This is a genomic window from Streptomyces sp. NPDC107471 (assembly GCF_055582845.1).
This window is the reverse complement of record NZ_JBVJPC010000001.1, coordinates 70,449-84,662: the sequence shown is the minus strand read 5'-3', so window position 1 is coordinate 84,662 and position 14,214 is coordinate 70,449. Positions and strand designations below refer to the sequence as shown.

At 70.5% G+C, this 14,214-nt stretch carries 12 protein-coding genes; 2 read left to right on the top strand and 10 right to left on the bottom strand.

Translation table 11 applies throughout. The features are described from left to right. Positions 1-19: 19 nt before the first annotated feature. Both ACZ66S_RS00370 and ACZ66S_RS00365 read right to left on the bottom strand, forming a co-directional pair. Positions 20-826 (bottom strand): ABC transporter permease, encoded by an 807-nt coding sequence (locus ACZ66S_RS00370; protein WP_469898581.1) that lies wholly within the window; start codon positions 824-826, stop codon positions 20-22. Then, positions 823-1,848, bottom strand: coding sequence for an ATP-binding cassette domain-containing protein (locus tag ACZ66S_RS00365; protein WP_469898579.1), 1,026 nt, complete (start codon positions 1,846-1,848; stop codon positions 823-825). The genes ACZ66S_RS00370 and ACZ66S_RS00365 overlap by 4 nt, the downstream gene beginning before the upstream one ends. Before the next feature lie 101 nt (positions 1,849-1,949). Between ACZ66S_RS00365 and ACZ66S_RS00360 the strand changes: the two genes are divergently transcribed. Next, a complete protein-coding gene (locus ACZ66S_RS00360) occupies positions 1,950-2,426 on the top strand; it encodes a hypothetical protein (protein ID WP_469898578.1) in 477 nt (158 codons plus the stop codon). Between the two features lie 53 nt (positions 2,427-2,479). Here the strand turns inward: ACZ66S_RS00360 and ACZ66S_RS00355 are convergent, their stop codons facing one another. The 4 genes from ACZ66S_RS00355 to ACZ66S_RS00340 form a co-directional block, all read right to left on the bottom strand. After that, positions 2,480-3,700 carry an MFS transporter gene (locus ACZ66S_RS00355; protein ID WP_469898576.1) on the bottom strand — a complete coding sequence of 407 codons (1,221 nt, stop codon included), beginning with the start codon at positions 3,698-3,700 and terminating at the stop codon, positions 2,480-2,482. 101 nt (positions 3,701-3,801) lie between these two features. Then, positions 3,802-4,851 carry an endonuclease/exonuclease/phosphatase family protein gene (locus ACZ66S_RS00350; protein ID WP_469898574.1) on the bottom strand — a complete coding sequence of 350 codons (1,050 nt, stop codon included), beginning with the start codon at positions 4,849-4,851 and terminating at the stop codon, positions 3,802-3,804. A 197-nt stretch (positions 4,852-5,048) separates the two neighbouring features. After that, entirely contained in the window at positions 5,049-5,672 is a 624-nt protein-coding gene (locus ACZ66S_RS00345) for a TetR/AcrR family transcriptional regulator (RefSeq protein WP_469898572.1), read from the bottom strand. Between the two features lie 101 nt (positions 5,673-5,773). Further along, entirely contained in the window at positions 5,774-7,360 is a 1,587-nt protein-coding gene (locus tag ACZ66S_RS00340; RefSeq protein WP_469898571.1) for an MFS transporter, read from the bottom strand. Between the two features lie 192 nt (positions 7,361-7,552). On the opposite strand from ACZ66S_RS00340, the gene panB reads away from it, so the two are divergent. Then, positions 7,553-8,419: a 3-methyl-2-oxobutanoate hydroxymethyltransferase gene (gene panB, locus ACZ66S_RS00335; protein WP_469898569.1), complete on the top strand. Its 867-nt coding sequence runs from the start codon at positions 7,553-7,555 to the stop codon at positions 8,417-8,419. A 147-nt stretch (positions 8,420-8,566) separates the two neighbouring features. On the opposite strand, the gene ACZ66S_RS00330 is transcribed toward panB, so the two are convergent. The 4 genes from ACZ66S_RS00330 to ACZ66S_RS00315 all read right to left on the bottom strand — a co-directional run bounded on the left by ACZ66S_RS00330 (position 8,567) and on the right by ACZ66S_RS00315 (position 14,074). Further along, positions 8,567-10,603 (bottom strand): NAD(+) synthase, encoded by a 2,037-nt coding sequence (locus ACZ66S_RS00330; protein WP_469898568.1) that lies wholly within the window; start codon positions 10,601-10,603, stop codon positions 8,567-8,569. Between the two features lie 110 nt (positions 10,604-10,713). Then, a complete protein-coding gene (locus ACZ66S_RS00325) occupies positions 10,714-12,654 on the bottom strand; it encodes a S53 family peptidase (RefSeq protein ID WP_469898567.1) in 1,941 nt (646 codons plus the stop codon). A 146-nt stretch (positions 12,655-12,800) separates the two neighbouring features. Further along, the gene (locus ACZ66S_RS00320) at positions 12,801-13,400 is read right to left on the bottom strand and encodes a DUF305 domain-containing protein (protein WP_469898565.1); all 600 of its coding nucleotides are present in this window, start codon (positions 13,398-13,400) and stop codon (positions 12,801-12,803) included. Positions 13,401-13,411: 11 nt separating this feature from the next. Next, entirely contained in the window at positions 13,412-14,074 is a 663-nt protein-coding gene (locus tag ACZ66S_RS00315; RefSeq protein ID WP_469898564.1) for a DUF3105 domain-containing protein, read from the bottom strand. Between the last annotated feature and the right edge of the window lie 140 nt (positions 14,075-14,214).

Genomic DNA, 14,214 nt, shown 5'->3' with positions numbered 1-14,214 from the left:
CGCGCACCGACGCCGGGGCTCAGCTCTTCGTGCGGAACTTGTGGATGGCGTACGGTGCCGCCACCGCCGTGATCGCCGCCGACCAGCCGAGCGTCACCCACAGGTCGTGCGCGACCGGGCCGCCCACCATCAGTCCGCGGGCCGAGTCGGCGAGCGCGGACAGCGGGTTGTAGTCGGTGAAGTGCTGGAGCCAACCCGGCATGGAGTTCGTCGGAGCGAAGATCGACGAGCCGAACTGGAGCGGGAACAGCACCAGGAAGCCCATCGCCTGCACGGACTGCGCGTTCTTCAGGACCACGCCCAGGGTGAGGAACACCCACATGATCGAGGAGGCGAACACGGCGGACAGACCGACCGCCGCGAACAGCCCGGCCCAGTGGTTGATGTCGAAGCCGACCAGGACGGCGACGATCATCAGCACGGTGGTCGCGAACAGCATCCGCAGCAGTTCCACCGAGATCTTCGCGAACAGCACCGAGCCGCGCCCGATGGGCAGGGACCGGAAGCGGTCCATGACACCGGAGTTGAAGTCCTGACTGAACCCGGTGCCCACGCCCTGCGACAGGGTCATGCTCATCATCGCGATCATGCCCGGGATGACGTACTGGACGTATCCGTCCTGTCCGCCGCCCAGGGCCTGTCCGATCGAGCCGCCGAAGACGTACACGAACAGCAGGGTGAAGACGACCGGCATCAGCAGGGCGTCGAACATCGACTCCGGGTCCTGACGGATCCACAGCAGATTGCGGCGGACGAGGGCGCCGGTGTGCCGCAGGTGCCCGCGCAGCGGGATCCGGGCGTCGGCGTCGACGGTGGTGGCGCTCATACGGCGACCTCCTCGCGGGTGTCGGTGGGGACGGCGTCCTGCGGGGCACTGGCACGGTGGCCGGTGAGCGACAGGAACACCTCGTCCAGGCTGGGCAGTTCGGTGGTGATGGAGGAGAGGGTGATCCCGCGTGCGGTGACCGCGCCGACCACGGCGGTGAGCTGTTCGTCGCTGAGGATCGGGACGATGACGGTGCCGCTCTCGGTGTCCACGGTGCTGGTGGCGAGCCCGGTGATGCCGAGCTCGTCGATCCACCCGGCGAGCGGCCGGAGCTGGAGCGGGTCCACGGGCCGGACCCGCAGCGAGCGTCCGCCGACCTTCGCCTTGAGCTCCTCGATGGCTCCGTCGGCGATGACCTTGCCGTGGTCCACGACGGTCAGCTCGGAGGCGAGCTGCTCGGCCTCCTCCATGTACTGGGTGGTCAGCAGGACGGTCACGCCGTCCCCGACCATCCGCTTGACCTCGTCCCACACCTCGTTGCGGGTGCGCGGGTCGAGACCGGTGGTGGGCTCGTCGAGGAAGAGCACCTGGGGGCGCCCGATCATCGAGGCGGCGAGGTCGAGCCGCCGCCGCATACCGCCCGAGTAGGTGCTCGCCGGGCGCTTGGCCGCGTCCGTCAGCGAGAACCGCTCCAGCAGCTCGTCGGCCCGGGAGCGGGCCTCCTTGCGGGGCAGGTCGAGCAGCCGCCCGATCATGTACAGGTTCTCCCAGCCGGGCAGCTTCTCGTCCACCGAGGCGTACTGCCCGGTGAGCCCGATCACCCGCCGGAGCTGCCGAGGCTGGCGCACGACGTCGTAGCCGGCGACCGTGGCCTGGCCGGCGTCGGGGGCCAGCAGAGTGGACAGGATGCGTACGAGGGTGGTCTTCCCGGCTCCGTTCGGCCCGAGCACGCCCATCACGGTGCCCTCGCGCACGTCCAGGTCGACGCCGTCCAGCGCCTTGGTCTCGCCGTAGTGCTTGACCAGACCCCGCACGGATACGGCGGTGTCCCCGCCCTTGGGGTTCTTGTCGATTCGCGTCATACCGAGGACGGTGCCAGGCCCCGCCGACAAACCACCGACAGGCCGCCTACAGACGGCTGCGGATCACCGACAGACCCGCCGCGGACCGCCGACGTGGGACGATGACCCCCATGTCGGGCCAGGTCTGGGTGTCTCTGATATCGCTGGGCGGTGTCGCGCTGGGCGGCGTGCTCTCCTACGTTGTCCAGCACAGGACGCAGCAGTCGGCGGACCGCGCCGAGGAGCAGCGCCGGCGGATGGCGGTGTCGGAGGCCCGGCGCGCGGAACGCCTGGCCCTGCTGGAGCGCTTCATCGAGGTCAGCGCCGAGGCGGAACGCGCCGCCTACTCCCGCCCCGCCGACCACGAGCACACCGACCCCTGGTTCCTCACGACCAGCGAGGTGATGAACCGCCTGTGGGTGGCCGAGCGCCTCATCCGCGTCCAGTTCCCGCTCGCCGTGCACCGGGCGGCCCGCGCCCACTTCCTCGACCTCAACCGGACGGTGTGGGAGGGCCTGCCGGAGGGCGAGAGCGTGCGGGACCACCTGGAGGCCAACCGGCTGGCGTTCCTGGACGCGGCACGGGAGACGATGGGGTGAGCCAAGAGGGGGCGCCCGGTGATCACCGGGCGCCCCCTGGGTCGTACGGCCGCTCAGTGGCGGGCGGCCTCCGCGTGCTCCGGGACGTGCGAGGCGATCACGCGCTCCCGGCCGGCCGGTGCGTCCACGCGCCGCCGGTCCACGACCGCCGCCACCGCCGCGACCCCGAGGCCGAGCACGGCCAGGGCGGCGCCCGTGAGCGCGGGGGACGTCACGCCGAGACCCGCGGCGAGGGCCAGGCCGCCGATCCAGGCGCCGCCGGCGTTGGCCAGGTTGAAGGCGGCCTGGTTGGCGGAGGAGGCGAGGGAGGGGGCGGCGGACGCCTTCTCCATGACCATCAACTGGAGCGGGGAGCCGGTGACGAAGGCCGCCGTGCCCAGGAGGACCACCGCGAGGGCCGCGCTCCACTGCGCCGACATCAGCAGCGGGAACAGGGCCAGGACCACGACCAGCGAGGTCAGGCCGCCGAAGAGGGTGCCACGCAGCGAGTGGTCGGCGAGCCGACCGCCGACCAGGTTGCCGGCGGTCGCGCCCACGCCGAACAGGGCGAGCAGCAGTGTCACGCGGGAGTCGCCGTAACCGGCCGCGTCCGTGAGCATCGGCGTGATGTAGCTGTACGCGGCGAACAGCGCGCCGAAGCCCGCCACCGTGGTGCCGAGCGCCAGCCAGACGGGCAGCGACCGCAGCGCGACCAGTTCGCGGCGCAGGCCCACCGCGGCGGCCTGCGTGCGGTCGTGCGGGATGAGCAGCGCCAGGGAGGCTATCGCCGCCAGGCCGATCGCGCTGACGCCGAGGAAGGTCGCGCGCCAGCCGAGGTGCTGGCCCATGAGGGTGGCCACGGGCACGCCCGCGATGTTGGCGAGGGTCAGGCCGAGGAACATCAGCGACACCGAGCGGGCCTTGCGTTCCGGCGCCACCATGCTCGTGGCGACGACCGCGCCCACCCCGAAGAAGGCACCGTGCGGCAGCCCGCTCAGGAAACGGGCCGCGAGCAGCCAGTGCCCGTCGGGGGCGAGGGCGGAGAGCGCGTTGCCGGCCACGAACAGCCCCATCAGACCGATGAGGACCGTACGGCGGGACATCCGGGCGGTGACCGCGGCGAGCAGCGGGGCGCCGATCACCACGCCCAGCGCGTACGCGGAGACCAGGTGCCCGGCGGTCGGGATGGAGATTCCGAGGTCACCGGCGACGTCGGGCAGCAGGCCCATCATCACGAATTCGGTGGTGCCGAGACCAAAAGCGCCGACGGCCAGTGCGAGCAGGGCCAAGGGCATGGAGTGCCGAGCCTTTCAGGGGAGAGCGGAGTTCCGTACGAGTGTATGTTCAAGTACGGAACAAATGTGCCCCGGCCCGCTATTCCAAGATCCGCCGCGGGTTACGACGAGGTGGTGAGGTCCACCCGGGCCGCCACCGGCAGATGGTCGCTGCCGGTCTCGGGCAGCGTCCACGAACTCACCGGCTCCACGCCCTGCACCATGATCTGGTCGATCCGTGCCATCGGGAACGCCGCCGGCCAACTGAAGCCGAAGCCGCTGCCCGCCGCGCCCTGGGTGGAACGCATCTGGGAGGTGACGGCGTTCAGCGCCCGGTCGTTCATCGTGCCGTTGAGGTCGCCGAGCAGGATCTTGCGGGGGAGCTGCTCGTCCGCGATGGCCTCGCCCAGCGCGTCGGCGCTCTTGTCGCGCTGCCGGGCCGTGAACCCGGCCTCCATCTTCACCCGTACGGACGGCAGATGGGCCACGTAGAACGCGACCCGGCCGTCCGGGGCGGCCACCGTGGCCCGCATGGCCCGGGTCCAGCCCAGCTTGATGTCGACGGCCCGCACACCGCTCACCGGGTACTTGCTCCACAGCCCGACGGTGCCCTCGACCGCGTGGTACCGGTACGTCGACGCCAGCGCCTTCTCGTACACCGGCACCGCCGACGCCGTCAGCTCCTCCAGGGCGACCACGTCCGCGCCGGAGGCGGCCACGTCCCGGGCGGTGCCGGACGGGTCGGCGTTGTCGGCGTTGACGTTGTGGGTGGCCACCGTGAGGTCGCCGCCGGAGGCGGACTTGTCGGAGAGCAGCCCGCCGAAGAGGTTCAGCCACACGGCCGCCGGGAGCACCACCGCGATCAGCGCGGTCGCCGACCTGCGCAGGAAACCGAGCAGGAGCAGCACCGGCACCAACACGCCGAGCCACGGCAGGAAGGTCTCGGTGAGACTGCCGAGGTTGCCGATGGCGTTCGGGATCTGCGCGTGCAGCAGCATCACCAGGGCGACGACCACCGCGAGGGCGGCCAGGACGATCCCGCGGCGCCAGATCCCGCGGTCACCGCGCCAGCCGGAGAACGGGCGGCCGAGCAGACGCCGGAACCGGTCTCTGCGGCGCTCGGATCCCGAGCCGCCGTCCGCCGTCTCCGTCACGTATGCCTGCTGCGCCATACCGTCGCCTCACTACCTGCCGTGCACACCGTTCGCCCCACTGCCGCAGGGCCTCAAACACCCCGTACGACCCTAGGGGATGATCGGCTTCCCTCTCGTCGTCCCATGACGACCGTACGGGGGCGATGACGTACAAGTCGCCTTCGCGGGTTCCCCGTCGGGGTGGTGAAAGCGCCCTCTGTGACGAAACGCGCACACTAGGAACTGACGGGGCGTAGGCCTTCGAGGACGGTGTCGACGATCTGTTCGGACAGGCCCTCCGGCAGGGCGGCGTCGGGCCGCATGACGGTGCGGAACAGCATGGGGCCGATGAACAGGTCGTTGACCAGTTCGACGTCGATGTCCGGGCGGATCTCGCCGTTGGCCTGCCCCTGGCGCAGGATGGCGACCTGCCGGCGGCGCCGGGGCGCGACGACGAGCGTGTCGTAGGCGTCCCAGACCTTCGGACTGCTCTTCATCTGGGCGAACACACTGTGCAGCAGCGCCGAGGACCGGGTCATCAGCCCGCGCTGCCGCAACTGCTCGAGCAGCGCCACGAGATCGTCGCGCATCGAGGTGCCGGGCAGTTCGGCGTCCGGGGGCTCGGCGGTGCGCACGACGTCGACGAAGAGCTCCTCCTTGCCGTTCCAGCGGCGGTAGATGGTGGCCTTGCCGACGCCCGCGGTCCGGGCGATGCGCTCGATGGACAGCTCGGCGAGCGGTACGCCGTCCTCCAGCAGCTTGATGACGGCCTCGATGATGGACCGCTCCACGGCCTCACTGCGGGGCCGCCCCCGAACGGTCCCCGTGTGCCTGGACTGACTCTCCGCGAGGCCGCTCACGTCGCTTGGTCCTCTCTGTGCGATGAGGTGATTATCCCTGCTCCACGGCGGGACGGCAGGGCGGTGTCCGGCCGGTGACGGCCGGACACCGCCCCGCCGGCTCACTCGCCCGCGGGAACCAGTTCCTGTTCCTCCTCGCCCGGCTGACGTTCCGTCGGGCGGCCCGGCAGGAAGAGGGCCACCACGACGGCGCCGATCACGGCCACACCCGCTCCGCACAGCGCGGTCACGTGCATCGCGTGCAGGAAGGCGTCGTTGGCCGGGCCGACCAGGGCCTCGCCGCGCGGGCCGAGCTTCTCGGCGACGCCGAGCGTGGCCTCGATGGACTCGCCCGCGGTGTGCCGTACGCCCGCCGGAACCGCGCCGAGGTGCGACTCGATGCCGTTGCGGTAGGCCGTGGACAGGACCGAGCCGAGGACGGCGATGCCGAGCGCGCCGCCGACCTGGCGGAAGGTGTTGCTGAGGGCGGACGCGGAGCCGGCCTTCTCGCGCGGCAGGGCCTGCATGATGACCACGCTGGTCGGCGTCATGATGTGCGCCATGCCGGTGCCCATCAGGAAGAAGATCACCTCGAGCAGCCAGATCGGCGTGTCCGCGTCCAGCACGGCGAACGCCATCAGCATCGCGGCGATCAGCAGCATGCCTCCCGTGGTCGTCGCCCGGTTGCCGAAGCGGTCGACGACCAGCCGGGCGCGCGGCGCGAAGATGAGCTGCGCGGCGGCCAGCGGCAGCATCAGCAGACCGGTCTGCAACGGCGAGTAGCCGCGCACGCTCTGGGTGTAGAAGACGGAGAAGAACGTCACGCCCATCAGCGCGAAGAAGACCAGCCCTATGGCGCCGATCGCGGCCGAGAAGACCTTGTTCTTGAAGTAGGTGACATCGATCGACGGGTGGTCGCTGCGCTTCTCGAACACCACGAACGCGACGAGCACGGCGAGTCCGGCACCGATGGTGGCCAGCACGGTGGCGTCCGTGAAGTCGGCGAGCTGGCCGCCCTTGATGATGCCGTAGACGAGCAGGACCAGTCCGATGACCGACAGCACCACGCCGACGGGGTCGATCCGGCCCGGGTTCGGGTCGCGGGAGTCGGGCACCAGCCACAGCATCAGCGCGAGCGCGAGCACCACGATGGGCACGTTGATGAGGAAGACCGAGCCCCACCAGAAGTGGTCGAGGAGCACACCGCCGGTGATCGGTCCGATGGCGATGGCGAGTCCGACGCCGCCCGCCCAGATCCCGATGGCCTTGGGCTGCTCCTCGCGCTCGAAGACGTTCATCAGGACGGCGAGCGTGGCCGGCATGACGAACGCCGCACCGAGGCCCATCAGCGCGCGGAAGGCGATGAGCTGGTCCGGCGACCCGGAGAACGCGGCGAGCGCGGAACCGGCGCCGAACACGAACAGGCCGCCCAGCAGCACCTTCTTGCGGCCGAGCCGGTCGCCGAGCAGGCCCGCGGTGAACAGGAGACCGGCGAAGACCAGGGTGTAGGCGTTGATCGCCCACTCCAGCTCGCTCTGGGTGGCGCCCAGGCCGGTCGGCGCGGGAGTCGAGATCGTCTTGATCGCGACGTTCAGGATCGAGTTGTCGAGCACAACGATCAGCAGGCTCAGCATCAGTACGCCGAGGATCGCCCAGCGGCGCCGGTGCACCGCCTCCGGTACCCGGGAGTCAGGGGCTGCGGTAGTCATGCGTCCGAGCGTAGCCCCATTACGATACGGAACCGTCTCGTATCGTAAGTCTTTACCGAGACCTTACGTGCCGCAGGGGTGCCGGAACGGTCACACCGACCACCCCTGGCCCTGACTGGCACGAGGTGCCACCATGGAGGTGATCCGGGGACGCCGTGAGGGCGCCTCGAGATGACGTAAGGAGCCGTTGCAATGACGCAGCTTTCGGCTGCCCACACCAAGCCCTCCGACGGCAGCAAGGCGCTGTACGGGGGGAAGGGCACCCGCCGCATCACTGTCCGGGACATCGCCCTCGCCAAGGAACGCGGCGAGAAGTGGCCCATGCTCACCGCCTACGACGCGACGACCGCCTCCGTCTTCGACGAGGCCGGCATCCCGGTGCTGCTGGTCGGCGACTCGGCGGGCAACTGCCATCTCGGGTACGAGACCACCGTGCCCGTCACCATGGACGAGATGACCATGCTGTCGGCGGCCGTCGTACGGGGCACCTCGCGCGCCCTGATCGTCGGCGACCTGCCCTTCGGCTCGTACCAGGAGGGCCCGGTGCAGGCACTGCGCTCGGCGACCCGGCTGGTCAAGGAGGCGGGCGTCGGCGCGGTCAAGCTGGAGGGCGGCGAGCGCTCCCACGAGCAGATCAGGCTCCTCGTCGAGTCCGGCATCCCGGTCATGGCCCACATCGGCCTGACCCCCCAGTCGGTCAACGCCATGGGCTACCGCGTCCAGGGCCGCGGCGAGGAGGCGGCCCAGCAGTTGCTGCGGGACGCCAAGGCCGTCCAGGACGCGGGCGCGTTCGCGGTCGTCCTGGAGCTGGTCCCGGCGGAGCTCGCGGCCGAGGTCACCCGGGTGCTGCACATCCCGACCGTCGGTATCGGCGCGGGTCCGGAGACCGACGCGCAGGTGCTCGTCTGGACCGACATGCTCGGCCTCACCGGCGGGCGGGTCCCGAAGTTCGTGAAGCAGTACGCCGACCTGCGCGAGGTCATGGGCAGTGCCGTGAAGGCCTTCGCGGAGGACGTCGTCGGCGGGACGTTCCCGCTGGACGAGCACTCCGTCCACTAGGGCCCACGGCCCTTCAGAGCCACTGCGGCACCAAGCGCCCCGCCGATCTTCCCCCGTCGGCGGGGCGCCCTCCGTCCCGGGTCGCACCTCCGGCGCGCCGGTCCGGACCTACGGCTGACCCCCCGGGGGCCGCCCCCCCCGCACCGCCTAGTCGAACCGCTCCAGATCCCGCAGCCATGCCCGTGCCGAGCTGTCCGAGGGGGCCCGCCAGTCGCCGCGGGGCGAGAGGGAGCCGCCCGCCGAGACCTTCGGGCCGTTCGGCATGGCCGAGCGCTTGAACTGGGCGAACGCGAAGAAGCGCTTGCAGAAGACCTCCAGCCAGCGGCGGATCTCCGGCAGGTCGTACGTCACGCGCTTGGCCTCCGGGAAGTTCGGCGGCCAGTCGCCGGTCTTGTCGTCATGCCAGGCGTGCCAGGCCAGGAAGGCGATCTTCGAGGGCCGGAAGCCGTACCGCAGGACGTGGAAGAGCGTGAAGTCGTGCAGCGCGTACGGGCCGATCTTCGACTCGGTGGACTGCATCTCCTCGCCCGGTACGAGCTCCGGGCTGATCTCGGTGTCGAGGATCGCGGTGAGGATGCGGCCGGTCTCCTCGTCGAACTGCCCACTGCTGACGACCCAGCGGATCAGATGCTGCATCAGCGTCTTCGGCACGCCCGAGTTGACGTTGTAGTGGCTCATCTGGTCGCCCACGCCGTACGTGGACCAGCCGAGCGCCAGCTCGGAGAGGTCACCGGTGCCGAGCACGATGCCGCCGCGCTGGTTGGCCAGCCGGAACAGGTAGTCGGTGCGCAGTCCCGCCTGGACGTTCTCGAAGGTGACGTCGTACACCGGCTCGCCGGAGGCGAAGGGGTGGTCCATCTCCCGCAGCATCAGCCGCGCGGTCGGGGTGATGTCCAGCTCGGCCGCGGTGACGCCGAGGGCCCGCATCAGCTTGTGGGCGTTGTCCTTGGTGTGGTCGCTGGTGGCGAAGCCGGGCAGGGTCCAGGCCAGGATGTCGCTGCGCGGTCGCCCGGCGCGGTCCATCGCACGGGCGGCCACGATCAGCGCGTGCGTGGAGTCGAGGCCGCCGGACACCCCGATGACCACCTTCGGGCCGCCGATCGCCGCGAGCCGCTGCTGGAGCCCGGCGACCTGGATGTTGTAGGCCTCGTAGCAGTCCTGGGCGAGCCGCCCGGCGTCGGCCGGCACGAACGGGAAGCGCTCCAGCCGGCGCCTGAGGCCCAGGTCGCCGGCGGGCGGGTCGAGTTCGAAGGACACCGTCCGGAAGTCACCGGTGCGCTCCTGATGGGTGCGCCGGTTCTCGTCGAACGTGCCCATCCGCATCCGCTCCTGCCGCAGCAGGTCCAGGTCGACGTCGGCCACCGCGTACGCGTCGCTCTGCGGGAACCGCTCGGTCTCGGCCAGCAGCACGCCGTTCTCGTAAACCATGGCCTGGCCGTCCCAGGACAGGTCGGTCGTCGACTCGCCGAGTCCGGCCGCCGCGTAGACGTACGCGGCGAGGCAGCGCGAGGACGCCGAGCGGCACAGCAGTTTGCGGTCCTCGGCCCGGCCGACCGTGATGGGGCTGCCGGAGAGGTTGACCAGGACGGTCGCGCCGGCGAGGGCGGCCTCCGCGCTGGGCGGCACCGGCACCCACATGTCCTCGCAGATCTCGGCGTGCAGCACGAGACCGGGGACGTCGGCGGCCTCGAAGAGCAGGTCCACACCGAACGGCACGCTCGCCCCGCCGACCCGGATCGACCCGCCGCGCTCGTCGGCGCCGTCGCCGATCTGCCGACGCTCGTAGAACTCGCGGTAGTTGGGCGGGTACGACTTGGGCACCACACCGAGGACCCGGCCGCGGTGCACGATCACCGCGCAGTTGTAGACCCGGTTGCGGTGGCGCAGCGGGGCGCCGACGACCAGCACCGGGAGCAGGTCGGCCGTCCCGGTGACCACGTCCGCGAGCGCGGTCTCGACCTCGTCGAGCAGGGCGTCCTGGAGGAGCAGGTCCTCGATGGAGTAGCCGCACAGCCCGAGCTCCGGGAAGACGGCGAGGGCGACCCCTTCCGCATCGCACCGGCGCGCCTGGCGCAGCACTGCTTCGGCGTTGGCGGGCGGGTCCGCGATGACGGTGTGCCCCGTGCAGGCGGCGACGCGTGCGAACCCGTGCTGATAGATGGACCAGAAGTTCGAGGCAGTCACAGGATCAGTGTAATCGTCAGAGCGACGTTATGGCGGGCGGGGAGCGCGCGAGGGGCCCGGCCCGAAGGTCGTAGCCTTCGGGACCGGGCCCCTGTGGACGCGCGTCCGGATCAGTGCCGGCCGAACGACTGCACGTAACCGTTCGCGGGCGTGCCCACGCCCGTCACGTCGTCGTAGCCCTTCACCGCGGACAGCGAGCTGTCCTTGCCGAGACTGCGGACCGAGGTGCTCAACCCACCGCTGGCGTCAAAGCCGTTGGTGAAGTCGACACGGGCCACCGCGAGGCCGGAGCCCGTCGGGTTGTCCGTGACGTCGTGGTACACCCGGGAGCCGAACTTCGAGTAGATCGACGGGTTGGCGAAGCCGAGCGCCTTGCCGCCGCCCGCCTGCTGCGCCAGCGCCTGCACGGCCGCGATCACCGGCGAGGCCAGCGAGGTGCCGCCGATGCGGTACTCGCTGTACTGCTGCGAGCCGTCGGGGAAGGTCTGCGTCTGCCCCACCAGGAAGCCGGTGTTGGGGTCGGCGATCGCGGAGATGTCCGGGACCACGCGGTTGCCGGCGGCGCTGTTGGCCGTGGCGAGCGCGTTCGGGACGACACCCTTCTGGTAGGAGGGCTCGGCGACCGTCCTGCTGGTGCCGCCGCCCGCACCCGAGGTGAACGCGCCGGGGAAGTCCGTCCAGCTCTTGCCGTCCGCGGACAGCACGGCCTTGTCGGTGCCCCAGCCGGTCTCCCACAGGTACTTGTCGCCCTTGCCGACGGCGAGGGAGGTACCGCCGACCGCCGTCACCCACGCCGAGTTGGCCGGAGTGTCGACCTGCTTCGTCCCGGTGTTGGCGACCTCGTCGCCGTTGTCGCCGGAGGAGAAGTAGAAGCCGATGCCCTCGACCGCGCCGAACTGGAAGACCTGGTCGTAGGCGGCCGCGAGGTCCGGCGTCTGGTTGGCCTCGATGTCGCCCCAGGAGTTGGAGACGATGTCGGCCAGGTGGTTGTCGACGACCTTGCTGAGCGAGTCGAGCAGATCGTCGTCGTAGCAGGACGCGGCACCCACGTACGTGATGTTCGCGTCCGGCGCGACCGCGTGCACGGCCTCGACGTCGAGGGTCTCCTCGCCGTACCAGCCGGCCGCCCCGCACTCCTCGGTCTTCGTGTAGTTCTTCGGCAGGACCTGCTTGAGCTGGCCGGTGGTCCAGGCGGCGTCACCGTTCTTCTTCGCGTAGGTGGCCGCGTCGAAGGCGATGGTGGGGGAGGCGTAGGCGTCGGTGATGGCGACGCGCACTCCCTTGCCGGTGTACGTGCCGGCGCCGTAGGCGGCGCGGAGCTGCTTGCCCGTGTAGCCCTTGATCGCGTACGGGATCTTCGAGCCGTAGGCGGACGGCAGCGTGCTCGCGGTGTTCGAGCCGTAGTACGAGGAGAACGGCCCGGCGTTCTTGAACACGGCGTCCGGCGGCGGCAGTTGGTCCTTGCTGCTCGCCTTGTGCGGCGCGTTGTCGAGGCCGGTGACGGTCAGGACGGCACCGTCGAGACCGGCCGGCGCGGAGGCCGACTTGGCCGGGGCGCGGTAGGTCTTCGACCCCTTGGCGTAGTTGTGGAGCTGGGTGCCGAAGGCCTTCTCGGCGGCGGCCACGTCACCGGTGACGGAGACGTAGTGCTGGGTGGTGCCGGTGACCTTCAGGCCCGCCGACTCCAGCCACGCCCTGACCGCGGCGACCTGCGCCTTGGTCGCGCCGAAGCGGGCCTGCGCCTGCTTCGCGCTCAGGTACTTGCCGTACGACGCCGAGGCCGGGTCGGAGACCGACTTCGCGTACGCGGCGAGGCCGGCGGCGTTCCGGCCGGCGAGGTAGACCCGGGCGGAGACCTGGGAACTGTCCGGGGCGGCGCCCTTGTCGGCCTTGGCCGTGGCCCACGCGGGCTTGGTCCCGGCGAGCGTGTCGCGGTTCGGGCTGTCCGCGGCGTGAGCCGCGGGTATACCGAGCGCCAGCGCGCCCGCGAGCATCGGCAGTGTCGCCGCCATGCTCACTCCGGCGCGGACTTTGGCGCGGTTGGATCTCATGGAACCCCCTGGATGCGGTTCGTCGCGAGTGATCACTCGACGGTGTGGCCACTCTTGCGACGAACCGTTCATGCAAGGGGAATGCGCATGCCAAGAAGAGACCAATTAACCTAATGAAAAAGGCTAATTCGAGGGTTAACCCTCTATCATCGCGGCTTCGCGCCGCGCTCCTTCAGCATTCCCGCCATCAGGTCGATCTCCGACTGCTGCGCGGCGACCATGCCCTGCGCGAGCCGCTTCTCCACGCCCACCGCGCACTTCTCCACACAGCCCTTCGCCATGTGGATACCGCCCTGGTGATGGTCCGTCATCAACTGGAGGTAGAAGACCTCGGCCTGCCTGCCGTTCAGCGTGCCCAGTTCCTTCATCTCGCTGTCGGTCGCCATGCCCGGCATCAACGAGCCCTCGCCGGCCGACGGCATGTCACCCATGCCCATCCACGTCATCGGTGGATCCGCCGACACCTTCGGCAGCCCCCACAGATCCAGCCAACCCAGCAGCATGCCGCGCTGGTTGGCCTGCGTCTGCGCGATGTCGTAGGCGAGGCGCCGCACCTCGACGTCCTTGGTGCGGTCGCGCACGATGTACGACATCTCGACGGCCTGCTGGTGGTGCACGGCCATGTCGCGCGCGAACCCCGCGTCCGCGGACCCGGCGGACGGGGCGTCGTCCGATCCGCCGTCCTCGGCCACGGCGTAGGTGATCGCGCCGGCCGCGACGAGGACCCCCGCCACGGCCACGGCCACTCCCGCGAACCTCACTGCCCCAGACCACCCGTGCAGGCCGCGCCCGGCTCGGGCGTCTGCTCGCCCTGCACGAACTTCTCGAAGAACTTGTCGACGTTCGGGTCGCTCGCCCCCGTCACGGTCCGCTGGTGACCCCACGCGGACAGCATGATCGGGTCCTTCTGCTTGTCGTCCGGGCTCATCAGCGTGTACGGCGTCTTCTTCACCTTCGCCGCGAGCGCGTCCACGTCGGACTTCTCGGCCGCGCTGGTGTACGTCACCCAGACCGCCCCGTGCTCCAGCGAGTGCACGGCGTTCATGGTGCCGATCGCCTTGGTGTAGACGTCGCCGTTGCAGTTCATCCACACCTGGTTGTGGTCGCCGCCGACCGGGGGCTCCATCGGGTAGTTCACGGTCTTGGTGACGTGGTTGCGGCCCAGCGTGCCCTTCCAGGTCTTCACGCCGTCCGAGCCCGTGACGAAGTGCCCCTTCGACTTTCCGTCGGCCGCGGTGCTGTCGTCGTCGGACTGCGACCGCACCAGCACGACGGAGCCGACGACCAGACCGGCGACGACGACCACGGCGGCGCCGATGGTGAGGATCCGGTTGCGGCGCTCCCGGGACTGCTCGGCGCGCCGCATCTCCTCTATGCGCGCCTTGCGTGCCGCGGCGGTGCTCTTCTTGGCGGAACCCATGAGGTGTGTCCTTCTGGGGGAAAGGGGCGGGACGGATGGTGACGATCGGTCCGCTGATCGTAGTGCGGCAGGGGTGCCTTCTCGCAGGGAGCCCACAGGAAACCCGGGGCACCCGGTGAGACGGGGAGGGCCGGGCATTA